The organism is Kitasatospora sp. NPDC087315 (assembly GCF_044744345.1).
Taxonomy (GTDB): Bacteria; Actinomycetota; Actinomycetes; order Streptomycetales; family Streptomycetaceae; genus Kitasatospora.
This window is the reverse complement of sequence record NZ_JBIUYD010000003.1, coordinates 355,277-370,566: the sequence shown is the minus strand read 5'-3', so window position 1 is coordinate 370,566 and position 15,290 is coordinate 355,277. Positions and strand designations below refer to the sequence as shown.

Annotated in this window: 17 protein-coding genes; 9 read left to right on the top strand and 8 right to left on the bottom strand. The window is 72.3% G+C overall.

The genetic code is table 11. From position 1 onward, the window contains the following. Positions 1–328: 328 nt before the first annotated feature. The 4 genes from ACIO5D_RS06695 to ACIO5D_RS06680 all read left to right on the top strand — a co-directional run bounded on the left by ACIO5D_RS06695 (position 329) and on the right by ACIO5D_RS06680 (position 4,140). On the top strand, positions 329–1,009 hold the full coding sequence (locus ACIO5D_RS06695; protein WP_400794097.1) for a GAP family protein: 681 nt from the start codon (positions 329–331) through the stop codon (positions 1,007–1,009). Positions 1,010–1,156: 147 nt separating this feature from the next. After that, positions 1,157–1,729 (top strand): hypothetical protein, encoded by a 573-nt coding sequence (locus ACIO5D_RS06690; protein WP_400794095.1) that lies wholly within the window; start codon positions 1,157–1,159, stop codon positions 1,727–1,729. 83 nt (positions 1,730–1,812) lie between these two features. After that, complete coding sequence (locus tag ACIO5D_RS06685; RefSeq protein WP_400794093.1) at positions 1,813–3,195, top strand: Dyp-type peroxidase; 1,383 nt, start codon at positions 1,813–1,815, stop codon at positions 3,193–3,195. A gap of 222 nt (positions 3,196–3,417) precedes the next feature. Further along, complete coding sequence (locus tag ACIO5D_RS06680; protein WP_400756079.1) at positions 3,418–4,140, top strand: DUF4232 domain-containing protein; 723 nt, start codon at positions 3,418–3,420, stop codon at positions 4,138–4,140. A 3-nt stretch (positions 4,141–4,143) separates the two neighbouring features. Here the strand turns inward: ACIO5D_RS06680 and ACIO5D_RS06675 are convergent, their stop codons facing one another. Then, on the bottom strand, positions 4,144–5,601 hold the full coding sequence (locus ACIO5D_RS06675; RefSeq protein ID WP_400794091.1) for a sulfatase-like hydrolase/transferase: 1,458 nt from the start codon (positions 5,599–5,601) through the stop codon (positions 4,144–4,146). A gap of 189 nt (positions 5,602–5,790) precedes the next feature. On the opposite strand from ACIO5D_RS06675, the gene ACIO5D_RS06670 reads away from it, so the two are divergent. After that, positions 5,791–6,822: a LacI family DNA-binding transcriptional regulator gene (locus ACIO5D_RS06670; protein ID WP_400794089.1), complete on the top strand. Its 1,032-nt coding sequence runs from the start codon at positions 5,791–5,793 to the stop codon at positions 6,820–6,822. A gap of 45 nt (positions 6,823–6,867) precedes the next feature. Here the strand turns inward: ACIO5D_RS06670 and ACIO5D_RS06665 are convergent, their stop codons facing one another. Then, on the bottom strand, positions 6,868–7,347 hold the full coding sequence (locus ACIO5D_RS06665) for a hypothetical protein (protein WP_400794087.1): 480 nt from the start codon (positions 7,345–7,347) through the stop codon (positions 6,868–6,870). Positions 7,348–7,750: 403 nt separating this feature from the next. On the opposite strand from ACIO5D_RS06665, the gene ACIO5D_RS06660 reads away from it, so the two are divergent. Then, on the top strand, positions 7,751–8,095 hold the full coding sequence (locus tag ACIO5D_RS06660; RefSeq protein WP_400794085.1) for a hypothetical protein: 345 nt from the start codon (positions 7,751–7,753) through the stop codon (positions 8,093–8,095). Between the two features lie 12 nt (positions 8,096–8,107). Beyond that, the gene (locus ACIO5D_RS06655) at positions 8,108–8,485 is read left to right on the top strand and encodes a hypothetical protein (RefSeq protein ID WP_363605739.1); all 378 of its coding nucleotides are present in this window, start codon (positions 8,108–8,110) and stop codon (positions 8,483–8,485) included. Positions 8,486–8,521: 36 nt separating this feature from the next. Here ACIO5D_RS06655 and ACIO5D_RS06650 read toward each other — a convergent pair whose 3' ends face one another. Further along, positions 8,522–9,238 carry a TNT domain-containing protein gene (locus tag ACIO5D_RS06650; RefSeq protein ID WP_400794083.1) on the bottom strand — a complete coding sequence of 239 codons (717 nt, stop codon included), beginning with the start codon at positions 9,236–9,238 and terminating at the stop codon, positions 8,522–8,524. A gap of 307 nt (positions 9,239–9,545) precedes the next feature. Between ACIO5D_RS06650 and ACIO5D_RS06645 the strand changes: the two genes are divergently transcribed. After that, complete coding sequence (locus ACIO5D_RS06645; RefSeq protein ID WP_400794081.1) at positions 9,546–10,586, top strand: SGNH/GDSL hydrolase family protein; 1,041 nt, start codon at positions 9,546–9,548, stop codon at positions 10,584–10,586. Between the two features lie 24 nt (positions 10,587–10,610). Here the strand turns inward: ACIO5D_RS06645 and ACIO5D_RS06640 are convergent, their stop codons facing one another. The 4 genes from ACIO5D_RS06640 to ACIO5D_RS06625 all read right to left on the bottom strand — a co-directional run bounded on the left by ACIO5D_RS06640 (position 10,611) and on the right by ACIO5D_RS06625 (position 13,080). After that, positions 10,611–11,264 carry a class I SAM-dependent methyltransferase gene (locus tag ACIO5D_RS06640; RefSeq protein ID WP_363605733.1) on the bottom strand — a complete coding sequence of 218 codons (654 nt, stop codon included), beginning with the start codon at positions 11,262–11,264 and terminating at the stop codon, positions 10,611–10,613. A 161-nt stretch (positions 11,265–11,425) separates the two neighbouring features. Then, the gene (locus tag ACIO5D_RS06635) at positions 11,426–11,920 is read right to left on the bottom strand and encodes a peptidylprolyl isomerase (protein ID WP_400756083.1); all 495 of its coding nucleotides are present in this window, start codon (positions 11,918–11,920) and stop codon (positions 11,426–11,428) included. A 7-nt stretch (positions 11,921–11,927) separates the two neighbouring features. Further along, positions 11,928–12,380 carry a hypothetical protein gene (locus tag ACIO5D_RS06630; RefSeq protein WP_400794079.1) on the bottom strand — a complete coding sequence of 151 codons (453 nt, stop codon included), beginning with the start codon at positions 12,378–12,380 and terminating at the stop codon, positions 11,928–11,930. Between the two features lie 52 nt (positions 12,381–12,432). Continuing rightward, positions 12,433–13,080, bottom strand: a complete 648-nt coding sequence (locus ACIO5D_RS06625; RefSeq protein ID WP_400794077.1) for a class I SAM-dependent DNA methyltransferase — start codon at positions 13,078–13,080, stop codon at positions 12,433–12,435. Positions 13,081–13,160: 80 nt separating this feature from the next. Here ACIO5D_RS06625 and ACIO5D_RS06620 point away from each other — a divergent pair, with 80 nt between their 5' ends. Further along, a complete protein-coding gene (locus tag ACIO5D_RS06620) occupies positions 13,161–13,769 on the top strand; it encodes an NAD(P)H-dependent oxidoreductase (RefSeq protein ID WP_363605725.1) in 609 nt (202 codons plus the stop codon). Positions 13,770–13,789: 20 nt separating this feature from the next. On the opposite strand, the gene ACIO5D_RS06615 is transcribed toward ACIO5D_RS06620, so the two are convergent. Beyond that, a complete protein-coding gene (locus tag ACIO5D_RS06615; protein ID WP_400794075.1) occupies positions 13,790–15,013 on the bottom strand; it encodes a beta-ketoacyl-[acyl-carrier-protein] synthase family protein in 1,224 nt (407 codons plus the stop codon). Between the last annotated feature and the right edge of the window lie 277 nt (positions 15,014–15,290).

The window sequence follows — 15,290 nt, the reverse complement described above, 5'->3', positions numbered from 1 at the left end:
GGCTCCGCCCGTGAGAGCGGCGCCTGACGTTCGGAGCCGGAGCCGTACGACGCACACGGCCGCCGTCGGCCCGCGGGCTCGGCGATTGCCGGCAACCTCTGGTCACCACCAGCGTAGGCACGGCCGACAGGCTGCCGCGCGGTGAACACGGCCGCCCGGCTCGCCTGTTGTTGATGTCGCGCGGCCTGCCGAGGCGGTCGATGATGTCTGTGGAGGGGTTCTCCGCCCGCCCGGCGCGCGGCCGGGTAGCTCACGGAGGAGTTTGGCGGGGGCGGCTCGGCCGAGCCCGGCCGGTCGGTTCATCCCTGATCGCCGCCCGGAGGACGCCATGGGCAAAGTTCTCGGTGATGTGCTGGGCCTGGCGGCCGGTGTCGCGATCAGCCCGCTCCCGATCATCGCCGTCATCCTGGTGCTGGTCACGCCACGGGGACGGCTCAACGGACCGCTGTTCACCATCGGCTGGATCGTGGGGCTCTCCGCGGTGGGCGCGGTGATGCTGGCGATCGGCGGGTCGGGCGGTGCCTCCACCGGGCACCAGCAGCCGGCGGCCTGGGTGGGCGGCCTCAAGACCGGGCTGGGACTGCTGCTCGTGCTGTTCGGTGTGCGGCAGTGGCGTCGGCGCCCCACCGCCGCCACGGAGGCGCAGCTTCCGAAGTGGATGGCGGCGATCGACCGCTTCACACCGATCAAGATCACCGGTCTCGGGCTGGCCCTGTCGGCGGCCAATGTCAAAAACGCCTCGCTGACCATCGCCGCAGCATCCTCGATCAGCGCGGCCGGGCTGCCCGTCGGGCAGCAGGTCGCATCGCTGGCGGTCTTCGTGGTCATCGGGTCCCTCGGACTTCTGGCCCCACTCGCGGTCCTGCTGTTCGCGGGCGAGCGGGCGGCGAGCGTGCTCAGCAGCTGGAAGGACTGGACCGCCCGGCACAACGCCGCCGTGATGGCGGCCCTGTTCTTCGTCCTCGGGGCGAAACTGCTCGGCGACGGCATCAGCATCCTCGTCTCCTGACCGCGCGGACGGCCGGTGACGGGAATTCCCACTTCCGGCGAATAGACCCCTCACTGGTTGCGGTTGCACGGTCGTTGGGACGGTCATACGTTGGCGAGGCACGAGGATTCGGACTCCAGGAACAGGCGCGAATAAGGAGGGACACCGATGGCTGCGACAGAGACAAGCCAGCCGGAGCGGCCGGGCCTGAAGGATGGGGTGTGCAGCGAATTCACCGTCTATACCAAGATCAAGCCGGGCCACGCGGATGCGCTGCGCGAGACGCTCGCCGGTATCAGGAACGCGTCCAAGGCGAATCGAGCGGCGCTGCAACAGATCGGCACATTGCACGACGCGCGGCATGTGATCTTCGACAACGACACACGGTTCATGTTCGCCAGCGTCTTCGACGGGTCCTGGGACACCTACATCGACGACTTCGCCACGACGGTCGTCGGGAAGAACTTCGACAAGATCTTTTCGCACTCGGAAGGATTCCCCGGCGTTGCCGACCCCAAGGCGAAGGAGTGGTTTGTCGCCCACCAGGCTCCTGCGCTCGCCTTCATCAGTTCCTACCCCGAACTCACCGTCAAGCAGATCTGGAAGAACCAACGCGTGAGCGAGGCGTTCCAGGAAGTGCTCGACACCCCCGAGTTCCGGGCGGCACTCGACAATCCGGCCAACGCGGCACTGCTGGCCACGCCGGCCTTCCAGAAGCTGCTCGACGAAGCCGCGGGCTGAGGCCTGCGAACAGCTCACGCCCTCCGCGGCCCGGCGCCCCGAAACAAATGCCGTGCTGGTGTCTCCCAGCCAGGCTATTACCCATGAAGACCTACCAGGGAGACACCGCAATCATGGACTCGGCGACAAGCAACAGCGTGCCCGGTGTGAGTCTCGATATCGACGACATCCAGAGTGGAGCGCTCCATCCCCGGCCGGCGCCGTACGTGGGCAGGTTCTTCTTCCTGCGCGTCGACGACCGCCATGCCGGGCGTGCCCTGCTGCGGTGGCTGCTCCCGGCGATCGGTCGTGGACTCCCCGGTGCCGGCCCGAATCAAGACGCCTGGGTCGCCGTGGCCTTCACCTACCAGGGACTACGAGCCCTCGGGGTGCCCCAGGACTCCCTCGACAGCTTTCCCCTCGCGTTCCAGCAGGGCATGGCGGCGCGCGCGGACGTGATCGGCGACACCGGCGAAAGTGATCCGGCCCATTGGGAGCCACCGTTCGGAAGCCCCGATGTTCATATCGTGCTGAGTGCGCTCTCACCCGATGGGGCACGTCTGGAGAACGCGCTGAAGCGAGCCCTCGCCGCCCAGAAGGAGCTGCCCGGTGTCGAGGTGATCTGGCAGCACGAGGTCCACCAGCTCCCCACCGGGCGCACCAACTTCGGCTTTCGCGACGGAATCAGCTATCCCAGCATCGAGGGAAGCGGTATCCCCGGCTCCAATCCCCGGGAAACCCCCGTCAAGGCCGGCGAGTTCATCCTCGGCTATCCCGATGAGACCGGAAATCTGCCGCCCATGCCGCGGCCGGAGGTCCTGGGGCGCAACGGAACCTACCTCGCCCTCCGCAAGCTCCACACCAAAGTGGCGGCCTGGCGCCAGTACTTGCGCGCGAACACCTCCAGCCCCGAGGAGGAGACGCTCCTGGGGGCGAAGATGATCGGGCGCTGGCCGAGCGGGGCGCCGCTGACCCTCTCCCCGGAGCACGATGACGCGGCCCTGGGCGCGGATCCGCGCCGCAACAATGATTTCCTCTACCGGAAAGACGACGACCGCGGCTTCAAGTGCCCTGCCAGTGCGCATATCCGGCGGGTGAACCCGCGCGATTCCACCATTGTCGGGGAGGCCCGGCTGCACCGCATCATCCGCCGCGGCACCAGCTACGGCCCGCCGCTGCCGGAGGGCGTGCTCGAAGACGACGGCGCCGACCGGGGCCTCATCGGGGTCTTCATCTGCGCCCACCTGGACCGGCAGTTCGAGTTCATCAAGTCCGAGTGGGTCAACGACGGCAACTTCATCGGGTACCCGGGCGAAAAGGACCCGGTGGCCGGCCATCACGACGGGACGGGCAGCGTCACCATCCCGGAGCGGCCCATCCGGCGCCGCCTGCGGAACCTGCCGAGCTTCGTCGTCACCCGGGGCGGCGAGTACTGCTTCCTGCCGGGTCTGCGCGCCCTGCGCTGGCTCGCCGAGCTCGAGAACTGAGACCGGGAAGAAGGGGTCGGCTACTTCTCCTGGCCGGTGAACATCACGTTCATGGGGCCCCTGCCCCGGCCTGATCGGGAGGTGACCACGGTCGCACGCCGGGCAGGGACGCCCCGCGGACGGGCACACCCCCTTGTGGCACATCGGACGGAGCTCCGGAACAGAGCCGTGACAAATGGCTGACAGCCTTTCAATCGCCACCGTCCGGCCAGACTTCAGGGGATGACCAGCATGTCCTTCCGCCTCCGCGGCGCCCGCTCCGCAGCCCTCACGCTCACCGCCGCCTGCGTCCTGACCCTGGCCGCCTGCGGGCCCGACAACTCCCCCTCGGACACCGGCGTGACAACGGCCGCGGCGGCCGGCGCCGGCAGCGCCCCCGCCGGGGCGGCGCCGGACACCGGCACCCCCGCCCCGAGTGCCGGCGCCGGCAAGCCCGCCACGCCGAGCGGGACGAAGAAGCCGTCCGCCGCCCCCACCACGGCGGCCTCCGGCAAGGCCGGCAACGGGACCGCACCGGCGTGCACCACCGCCATGGTCAAGCTCACCGCGAAGACCATGGCCCGGCCGATCAACCACTTCATGCTCGAAGTCACCAACACCTCAAGCACCAGCTGCGACCTGTACGGCTACCCCGTGATCCGCTTCAGCGAGGACCAGCAGGCCGTCTCCCCGGTGAACGAGGAGAGCAAGCCGCAGTCCCTCGTCCGCCTCCAGCCCGGCGCCACCGGCTACGCGAGCATCCAGACCTCCAGCGCCGCCTCCGCCAACAAGGGGGAGGCCGTCACCTCCTTCGGCGTCCACCTCCAGGGCGCCGACCCCGACGCCGGCACCTCCGGCGCCCCCGCCAAGGTCGCCGCCCCCGGCGGGAAGCTCACCGTCGACTTCGAGAACGTCCGCCTCGGGTACTGGCAGAACGACGCCGCCACGGCCGTCGCGACCAGCTGACCTCTACGGCTGCGCCCGGGTCGCCCCCGGGGCGGGGAGCGCGACGTCGGCCCGGCGCGGGTCGGACTCGTAGGGGATCACGTCGGCCGTTTCGACCGACCAGCGCAGGACGGCCTCGCGCAGGCGGGCCTCGGTACCGGCGTGCTGCGGGCGGCCGGCGAGGTTGGTGCGCTCGTGCGGATCGGTGGCGCGGTGGTAGAGCTCGGGCTGCTCGTACAGGCGCCAGACGTAGGTCCACTCCTGGTCCCGTACCGCGATCGCCTTGCCGACCAGCGCCGGGTCCTCGTGCTGCAGTGCGGCCTTCCGGTCGTAGGGGAACGGCGCCTGCTCCAGCTGCGGTTCCTCCTCGACGGTGAAACCGCCCTCGGTGAAGGCGTACTGGCGGTGCGGCGCCGCCGAATCGTGCAGCAGCGGTACCAGGCTGCGCCCGAAGTGACGGTGCGGGGCCTGCACTCCGGCCAGTTCGAGGACGGTGGGCAGGATGTCCACCAACTCCACCATCCCGTCGCAGACCTGGCCCTCGCCGAGGCCGAGGCCGGGGCCGCTGATGACCAGCGGGTCCCGGGTGATGCAGTCGTGCATCGCGGACGGGAACTTCTCGATCAGGCCGTAGTCGCCCAAGTACTCGCCATGGTCGGCGAAGAAGAGCGTGACGGTGCGGTCGGCGGCGCCGGCCCGCTCGACGGCGGACATCACCCGGCCGAGGTGGTGGTCGAGGCGCGAGACCATGCCGTAGTACGTGGCGGTCACCTCCCGCCACTGCTCCGGTTCGACCCGGTCGAGCCCGTAGCTCTCACGGATCGCCCGCATGTAACGGGGCTCGCCGGCCGGGTCGCCCGGCGGCACCGGGTCGGGGACGGCGTCGCGGTCGTACTGGGAGAACCAGGGATCCTGCGCCTGGAACGGGCAGTGCGGCGCGACCAGCGGGAGGAAGAGCACCCAGGGCCGGGCGGGCGGCTCCCGCAGCCACTCCTCGGCGGTGCACACCGCCGCCTCGTCGAAGTCGGTGCCGTCGTCGTCGGGCAGCCGGCCCTTGTAGAACAGCCGGGACCAGATGCCGTCGGGGTAGGGGCGGCCGTAGTCGGAGGTCGGCGGGGCGGCGAAGCCGTACTCGTGGACGCTCTCCTCGGCCACCCCGGGCGCGAAGGTGTCGCCGCGCGCGCCGGCGAAGGCGAGGTGGTAGCCGGCGTCCTTGAGGATGCGCAGCAGGTTGGGCTCGTGCGGCTTGAGCAGGTGGGTGAGGGTGCGGTGGCCGGCCGTGTGCGGGTACCAGCCGGTGAGCAGGGAGGCCCGGCTCGGGGAGCAGACCGGGTGCTGGACGTAGGCGTTGTCGAAGCGGGTGCCGCGGGCGGCGAGCGCGTCCAGGTGCGGGGTGCGGACGAGGGGGTTGCCGAAGGTGCCGAGGGCGTCGGCGCGCAGCTGGTCCGGCATGAAGATCACGAAGTTCGGGCGCTGGTCCATGGGCCGTTCCTTGGTACTGGGGTGGGCGGCGTTGACACGTGTCACCGCCGGAGTGCACCGCCAAGGTGACACGTGTCAACGACACCGGCAAAGCCCCTCAGCCAGCTTTCACCTGGTGTTTTCCGGCACCCATGCCCGTTCACCAACTGTTCGGGTGACACGTGCCGCAGCGTCGGTTAGGGTGCGCGCATGACCGCGTACGACACCGCCGACCACGAAACCCCCCGGGGCGGACGGCGGCCCACCAGCGCGGACGTGGCCCGGCTCGCCGGCGTCTCCCGGGCCACGGTCTCGTACGTCCTCAACGGCCGCTCCGAGCGCCCGATCGGGGAGCAGGCCCGCCTGCGCGTCCTGGCGGCCGTACGGGAACTCGGCTACACCCCCCACAGCACCGCGCGCACGCTCCGCTCCGGCCGCAGCGATCTGGTGCTGGCCCCGATGCCCCGGCTGCCCATGGGGCCGACCCGGCACCGGTACTTCGAGGCGCTCAGCCAGGAACTCTCCCGGCGCGGCCTGAACCTCCTGCTCCACGGCGACCGGAGGGCCGAAGGCGTGGACGGCGCCAGGGCCTGGGCCCAGCTGCGCCCGGCCGCCGTCGTCGCGGACGCGGACCGCTGCCCGCCCGAGGCCGCCGCGTTCCTGCGCCGCGCCGGAGTGGACGCCGTCCTGCTGACCGGCCCGCGCGCACTGCCGTACGCGCCGACGCTGGTGGTGGCCGGCGCCGCCGTCGCCGAGCTGGCCACCCGTCACCTGATCGACAGCGGCCGCCGCCGCCTCGCCTGCCTCGTGCCCGGGGGCGACATCGCCGCCGTCGGCCGCGCCCGCTTCGAGGCCGTCACCGCGGCCGCCGGAGCCGCGGGCGTGCCGGTCCAGCGGGTCGACTGCGAGCTGGACGACGGAGCCCTCGCCGCCGCGGCGGCCGCCTGGCGCGATCCGGCCCTGCGCCCGGACGCCGTCTACGCGTACAACGACGAGTTCGCCCTGGTGCTGATCCAGGAACTCAGGGACGCCGGGCTCGACGTCCCCGGCGACGTCGCCGTGGTCGGCTCGGGCAACCTGCCGCTCGGCGCGGCGCTCCGGCCCGCACTGACCACGACGTACTACGACCCCGCCGACACCGCCGCCGCCGTCGCCACCGCGATCGAGCACCTGCTGCAGGGCTCGGGCGGCCCGTCGGTCACCGGCCCCCGCCCCCGCCTCCTGGTCCGCGCGTCCGGCTGACCGCCCGACCGGCCGACCGCGCGGCCGGGCCGCGTCGGGCCGGGGTCACAGCGCGGCGGCCCGCCCGCGCACCAGGAGGTTCTGCACCCCCAGGCCGATCGCCAGGTACGCGTACAGCGAGACCGTCCCCAGCACCCCGGCCCCAGCCGCGTGGTCGATCCACAGGCCCAGAGCCGCGTGCACGGTCACCGAGGCCACCCACAGCCCGGTCGTGACCACCGTCCCCCTGCGCAGCACCTCGTCCCCGGAATCGCGCCAGACCCGGACCGTCCGCGCCCTGGCCACGCCGAAGCCCGCCGCGACGGCCAGGCTCGCCACCAGAAGGACGACGGGCGTCGCGGTCAGCGAGCGCTCCTTGGCGACCGAGGCGACACCGGCGGCGATCCCCACGGCGCCCAGGACGCCGAGGAGCGCCGGAGTGATCAACGAGCCGATGCGCCGCACCGGCCGGGTGCGCAGCTGCCGTAACACCACCAGGCCGACGGCCGGCACGGCCAGAACGAGGCCGGCATTCGTACTCTGCATCTCAACTCCCCCTTGTGGCACCGTGCTTCGACGGCAGCCCCGTGCCACCCATTGTGCCCGGAAGCCGATGGGTGGCACGCGACCGGGGCGGCTCCCGCCGCGTTGCCGATCACGGGGGCGCACGGGCGTCACCGCCCACCGGTGCGCCGCACAAGAAACCCGGAATCGCCGTGTCCGCCGCACGCCAACGGGTATGGATCGGCCACCAGAACGGTTCGGACCCGAACCTGCCGATCCGACCCCTCGGGGTGAACGCATCAACACACCGGCACACCCACGGCCAGCGGATTCGCCCACCAGCCCGGTTCCACCACCTACCCTGCACACCACCCGCGGGGGCCGCACCGAACCGGTGAGGGCCCCACGGGAGACCCCGCCCCTCCTCGGAAAGGCGCAGCCCGTCGTGTCAGACACCCCAGCCCCGCCCCTCGACCTGCTGCTCACCAACGCGCTAGCCGCCACCCGCTACGCCGTGGCCACCGCCTTCACCGCGCACACCGACCGCTATCTCCTCCCCGCCCTGCTCCCCCCGGCCCCCGACGACTTCGACTGGCCCCAGCTCGAAGCCTTCATCCACGAACTCGGCTACGAGGCCGACGAGTCCGATGCCGTCCTCTCCCTCTACCGCCTCCTCACCGCCGTCCAGCGCATCGCCTACCGCGAAGCCGCCGGCCGCAACAGCACCTGGCACGCCACCCGCCTCCACCCTGCCCGGCCGTCCGGCCCGGACCCGGCTTCCGTCTCCTGAGAGGCTTGGGCCATGTCCGAGAAGCGTTCACAGACCACGACACTGGCAGAGATGATGGCCGCCCTGCCGCCGGCCCGGGACTCGTACGGCAGGGGCATCCCGTCCCCCGCCGGTCGTGAGGAGTTCGTCGACGACACCGGTCAGCGGTGGCGGAAGGTCCGCGGCCCGCTCCAGCGGAATCTCGCCAAGCGTCTGGCACTTCAGGCCGACGAGATGATCATCGGAGAGGGCGGTGGAGGGCACTTCCGCCATGTGCCTTCCACCGGCCGGGCCACGACCTGGCACGCGATCAAGAACCTGCTCGGTGCCACCTGTACGCCGAGCTACCGCCCGTACGAGTTCGCCTCCGGGGACGGCCGGACGCTCCTCTACGTCGAGGAGAGCTGCTGAGCCCGCCCGCCCCGGCCGGCCGCCCGCGATCCGGCCTCAGCCGGTGGCCGCGCACGTCTCGGGCTTCTCCTCCTGCAGGTAGTGATGCTTGATGAGGTTCTCGGGGCTGAACTTCTCGCCCGCGTCCTTCAGCTCCTTCGGCGTCAAGGCCGGGTCCAGCCACTGCTGGACGCCGTTGCCCGGCTGGGCGTACGCCGCCGCGATGTGCCCCTCCTGGACGCTGAACGGATTCAGCACCGAGAAGCAGTGGTACCCGCTCGTCGGCTTCTGGTCGACCTCGTAGTCGAGGCTCTGCGGTGTCAGCGACCGCTGCGCGAAGGAGGTCCCCGCGTCGGCCAGGAACCCGCCGGAGTTCTCACCGAAGCGATCGAGCAGCTTGCCCATGGGGAGCGAGACCACGGTCTCGTCGAACTTGTCTCCGTCGTCCCTGAAGCCGTTGTTGGCCGGGTACTTCCAGTTCAGGCCCTCCCGGTACCACTTCAGGAAGTCGTCGGGCGTCAACCCCCCGAAACGCCGGTAGTCCTTGAGCAGCGCCGCGACCGGCTGCCCGGCGGGCAGGGTCGCGGGGCCCAACTCCTTGAAACCGCAGTAGTACTTCTTGAGATCGTCCGGCGTCGGCCGGTCGGCCTCCCTCGGGCAGTCCTGGGGTGCCGGGTCGACCACGGCCGTCGCGGCCGCGCTCTCGGTGGCGGCCGCCCCGGTGACCAGCAGGGCGGCCGCCAGGGAACAGGCGGCCAGGGCGTTGCGTCGCATCTACTGCGTCCTCTCGACGGGGAGTTGACGACGCGACAGGACGGTTGTGCGGCAGCCGCGTCGGCACGGAAGCTACACGCCGCCGACGCGGTGATTCGCAGACGAAACGCTGAAAGGGTGAACCCCTTCACCCCTTTGGTCCTGAGCAGAACGGCGAGGCCTCGCCGGGGCCGCCTTCCGGCGCGCGGCGGAGGCACCTGCCGTCACGTACCGTGCACCCGTGGTGACGGTTCCGCGTCGCCACGCGACCGCCGGGCACAACGGCGTGACCGCACTCCCGTGCGCCGCCTCGGCAGGAAGGGACAGCATGCGAGGCAAGAGGTTCTGGCCGGCCGCCGCGGCGCTGGCGCTGGCCGCGCCCACGGCCGTACCCGCCACCGCGGCGGTGCGTGGCGGGGACCACTACACCTGGGTGGCGCTGGGCGACTCCTACACCGCCGGCCTCTTCACCGGGCGGCGCGACGACCACCCCGACGGATGCGAGCGGACCCCGGGCTCCTACCCGGACGTGGTCAACCGGCGGCTCCACGCGTACCCCCCTGAAGGGCTGTTCGTGGAGCTCCGCGACGTCAGCTGCGGCAACGCGGCGATCCCGCACCTCACCAGGGAACCGCAGACCCCGATCGGCCGGGGCGCCGGCGTGGACGACCCGGCGGAGCCGGCCGGCGGCTGGCCGCAGGTGCCACCGCAGATCGAGCGGGCCGGGATCGACGACCGGACCGACGTCGTCACCGTCGGGGTCGGCGGGAACAGCCTGCCGTTCGGCGAGCTGATCACCCGATGTCTCGCGCTCGGCGCCGCCGACGGCCGGGGGCAGCCCTGCCGGGACTACTACGAGAACCCGCCCGCGGGCGTGAAGAGCATCGCGGACCGCCTCGACCGGATCGAGGACGACTACGTCACCATGCTCGGCGACGTCCACCGCAAGGCCCCGAACGCCAAGGTGATCACGATCGGCTACCCGTCCCTGCTGCCCGCCGACCCCGGTGAGTGCGGCTACGGGGACCCCACCGGGACGTCCACCCTCGCGCGGGCGGACATCCCCTGGCTGCGGGAGCTGGAGCAGCGCCTCAACAGCACCATCCGGGCCGTCTCCGGCTACTTCGGCGACCGCTTCGTCGACACCGACACCGCGAGCCGGGGCCACGACGCCTGCCGGCCCGCCGAGGTGAAGTGGCTGGAGGGGTTCTGCGGCACCGCGGCCCCCGGGAGCGACTGGCCGGCCGCGTCCTGCGCCGGCCTCGCCCCGGGCCGGCGGCAGACCTTCTTCCACCCCAACGAGCAGGGCCAGCGCGCGATCGCCGAACTCGTCGAGCCCGCCGTCCGCCAGGCGCTCCTCGAAGGCTGACCTTCGACGCCGCTCAGTCGCCGCTCAACCGTGGCGCGCCGCAGCGGACTTCTGCCCCAGCAGCACCGCCTGCGGCCACTTCCGCCCCTCGCACACCAGCCGCGCGGTGACGGCGATCCCGGCCTCGCCCAGCAGTTCGGCAAGGCGATCGGGCTGCGACAGGTAGACGTCGTAGGACACCGCCCGGCCGAACGAGCGCTCCGGGCGCAGGTGCTCGTCACCGACGTGGAACCCCACCAGCAGGTGGCCGCCCACCGCCAGGACCCGGCGGAACTCCGCGAACACCACCGGCAGGACCTCCGGCGGCGTGTGGACGATCGACCACCAGGCCACGATCCCGCCGAGTCCGCCGTCGGGGAGGTCCAGGGCCGTCATCGAGCCCACCTCGAACCGCAGGTCCGGATACGTCCGGCGGGCTATCTCCACCATCCTCGGCGAGAGGTCCACCCCGAACACGGCCGCACCGAGCGCGGCCAGGTGCGCGGTGACATGGCCGGGACCGCACCCGAGGTCGGCCACCGGCTGCCCGCCGTAGGCCTCCACCAGCTCGGCGAACCCCGCCAGCATCGGGCGGCCCACCCGGTCCTCCGCGAACAGCGTCGTCACGCGCGCGGCATAGTCATCGGCGATGCCGTCGTAGGACGAGCGGGTGGCAGCCAGTTGCTGTAAGTCCGTCACGCTGGAGGAGCATAGTGTCCGCACGCGGGTCGGGCCCGGCCGGTCCGGCGACCCCGGAAGCGGGCCGACCGCCGTGGAAACACCGCCGCCCCGGAGGGGAAGGTCGGCCCAGCCGACTTCCTACTCCGGGGCGGTGCGGAAAGCAGCGCGCGAGGCGGTACTCAGGCGACGATGCCGGACTCGGCGATGGTGATCTTCGCCTTGGTCCTGCCGCTCTGCGAGCCCAGCGACTCGATCTTCGTGACCAGGTCCAGGCCCTCGACGACCTCGCCGAAGACGACGTGCTTGCCGTCCAGCCAGTCGGTCACGATGGTGGTGATGAAGAACTGCGAGCCGTTGGTGTTGCGGCCGGCGTTGGCCATGGACAGCAGGCCCGGCTTGGTGTGCTTCAGCTTGAAGTTCTCGTCCGCGAACTTCTCGCCGTAGATGCTCTTGCCGCCGGTGCCGTCACCGCGGGTGAAGTCGCCGCCCTGGAGCATGAAGCCCGGGATGACGCGGTGGAACGAGGAACCCGCGTAGCCGAAGCCGTGCGCGCCGGTGGCCAGCTCGCGGAAGTTCTTGGCGGTGGTGGGCACGACGTCGTCGTACAGCTTGAAGACGATGCGGCCCGCGGGCTCGTCGTTGATGGTGATGTCGAAGAAAACGTTGGAAGCCATGCAGGGATCATGGCACGGCCGGATCCCCGACGCGCGACAGCCCCGGGGAACACCCCCACGGCGTCGTGGCGTGTACGCCACCGGCGAACACCGGGTGCAGACGGGCCGCGCGCACGGCCGGCGCGACCGCGGCAGGACCGGGCGGCCGGGAGTCGGCCGCCAGCCACGCCAGGCAACCGTACGCCAGCGCGGCCAGCGCCACCGCCGCCAGCAGCACCGGGGTGACGGCCCGCCCCCGGAGCGCGGCCGACGCCAGAGCCCACACCGCGAGCGCGACGGCCGGTACGCCGAGCACCATCGCCGGGAGCTCCACGGACAGCAGGCTCAGGTCCCGCTCGCCCTCGAAGCCGCCCCGCAACCCCGGCCGGGCGCCGTACAACCACACCCCGAACCCGGTCACCGCCCCGGCCGCCGCCACCAGGCAGCCGGCCCCGGCCGACCGCTCCGCACGCTTCCCCATGCCCTGGTGGACGCACACCCCTGCGGGCGGGTTCCGGGCCGGGGCTTCCGGGTCAGGGCTTCCGGGCCAGCAGGTACGCCTGCGGGGTCTTCTCCACCCCCGCGACCGGCTCGCGGACCAGGCGGGCGGTGATCTCCAGGCCGGCCGTCCGGGCCAACGCGGTGATGTGGTCGGGCTGCTGGCGGCGGAAGTCCAGCGCGACCGGGTGGCCGAAGGGCCGCTCGACCCGGAGGGGCTCGTCGCCGACCTGGAAGGCGAGCAGCAGATGGCCGCCGGGGGCGAGCGCCCGGTGGAACTCGGCGAACACCTCCGGCAGGCGGTCCTGCGGGGTGTGGATGATCGAGAACCAGGCGACGGCCCCGGCCAGGGCGCCGTCCGCGAGGTCCAGGCCGAGCAGCGACCCCACCTCGAACCGCAGCCCCGGGTGGGTGCGGCGGGCCAGCGCGACCATCCCCGGCGAGAGGTCGATGCCGGAGATCTCCAGGCCGAGCCCGTCCAGGTGCGCCGTCACCCGGCCAGGTCCGCAGCCCAGTTCGGCCACCGGGCCGCCGCCGGACGCCTGCACCAGCTCGGCGAAGGACGCCAGCATCGCGCGGTCCAGCGGCTTGACGGCCAGCTCGTCGCGGTAGCGGTCCGCGTAGTCGGCGGCGATGGCGTCGTAGAACGCCCGGGCGGTGGTCAGGAACTCCGGCTCGGTCACGATCCGGCACCCTACCCCCGCCGGACAAGCCTTAACATCACCTCGCATCGATCATCCATCTCGCCCAGGGGGAACGGGACATGAGCGCAACGATCGGCCGGGTCGGGGTCTACCTGGCCCACCCGCGGCCGGGCAGCTTCAACCACGCACTGTACGAGGCCGTGGTGGACGAGCTGCGCGGGCGCGGGTGCGAGGTGCTGGCGCACGACCTGTGCGCGGAGGGGTTCGAGCCCGTGCTGACCGCCGAGGAGACCGGGACGGTCGCCGACGCCGCCGACCCCCGTGATCCCCAACTCGCCCTGCACCGGGCCGAGGTGGCCACGCTCGACGCGCTGGTGCTCGTCCACCCCAACTGGTGGGGCATGCCGCCCGCCGTCCTCACCGGCTGGGTCCAGCGGGTGCTCGCCCCCGGCGTCGCGTACAAGCTGGGCACGGCGGACGGCGAACCGGCCGGTCTGCTCAAGGCCGGGCGGGCGCTGGTGCTGAACACCTCCGACACCCCGGAGGCGCGCGAGCTGGGCGAGTTCGGCGACCCGCTGCACCGCATCTGGGCCGCCTGCGTGCTCCCCTACGTCGGCGTCGACGACATCCGCCGCGTCGTCTTCCGCACGGTGACGGACTCGACCGGGACCGCCCGCGCGGCCTGGCTCCGCCAGGCCCGGCAGGAGGCGGCCGCCCTGATCGGCTGAGGCGGTCCCGGCCCCCGGTCTCAGGGCGCCGGTGTGAAGACCAGCGAGGCGTTGTGCCCGCCGAAACCGAAGGAGTTGGTCAGGGCCGCGGTCAGGGCACCCTTCCGCGGTGCGCCCGCGACCACGTCCAACTTGACGGCCGGGTCGAGGGTTTCGAGGTTGAGCGTGGCCGGGACGACGCCGTCGCGCAGGGCCAGTACGGCGGCCAGCGCGCCGATCGCACCGGCCGCGCCGAAGAGGTGGCCGGTCATCGACTTGGTGGCGGTGACGGCCGGGTGGAGGCCGATCGCCTCGGTCACCGACTCCGCCTCGACCAGGTCGCCCAGCTGGGTGGAGGTGGCATGGGCGTGGACGAGGGCGATGTCCTGCGGGGCGAGACCGGCCCCGGCCACCGCCCGCCGCATCGCGCGGACCTGGCCCTCGGCCGCGGCCGCCGTGATGTGGTACGCGTCCGAGGTGACCGCCGCACCCGCGAGGGCGGCATGGGCCCGGGCCCGGCGGGCGGCGGCGAACCCGGCCCGCTCCAGCACGACGACCGCCGCGCCCTCGCCGATCACGAAGCCGTCCCGGTCCACGTCGAACGGCCGGGACGCCCGCGCGGGCTCGTCGTTGCGCGTGGAGTGCGCCTTGGCCTGGGCGAACCCGGCGAGCGGCAGCGGACAGATACACGCCTCGGCGCCCCCCGCGACCACCACGTCCGCCCGTCCGAGGCGGATCAGGTCCAGGCCCATCGCGATCGCCTCCGCGCCGGACGCGCAGGCGCTCACCGGGGTGTGCGCGCCGGCCCGGGCGCCCAGTTCGATGCTGACCCAGGCCGCCGGACCGTTCGCCATCAGCATCGGCACGGTGTGCGGCGACACCTTCCGCACCCCGGACGCCTCCAGTACGTCGTCCTGCGCGAGCATGGTGGTCGCCCCGCCCGTCCCGGTGCCGATCACCACGGCCAGCCGTTCCGGGTCCACCTCGGGCGCGCCCGCGTCGGCCCACGCCTGCCGGGCGGCGACCAGCGCCACCTGTTCGCAGCGGTCCATCCGCCGGGCCCGCACCCGGTCCAGCACCTCGGACGGCTCCACCTTCAGCCGCCCGGCGATCCGCACCGGCAGCCCGGCCGCCCACTCCTCCTCGATCGCGCGGATGCCCGACTCCCCGGCCAGCATCGCGGCCCAGGTCGAGGCGACGTCCCCGCCGAGCGGCGTCGTCGCCCCGAGCCCGGTGACCACCACGCGATTGGTGTCAGCAGTCATCGAACGAACCTCCTGTGGTTGTGGAGATTGTGGTGGAGATACAACCCCCCGCCCGGATCGGTGCGGGGAGCGATCGACTCACCGGCCACTCTGCCAGGGAGTTGGTGACCACTCGGGGGTGTAAGCCAACCGATTCGACCGGGACAGCCTTGTAGGTTTCTTCTAATTCCCGAAGCGAGTGCCCCGGCCGGCCGGGTCAGTTGACGTCCTTCCCAGGGTGTCGCCGGTGCGGTGCTCCTGGAAGTACCGCGCCATCCGGTCGTTGCGCATCGCCTCC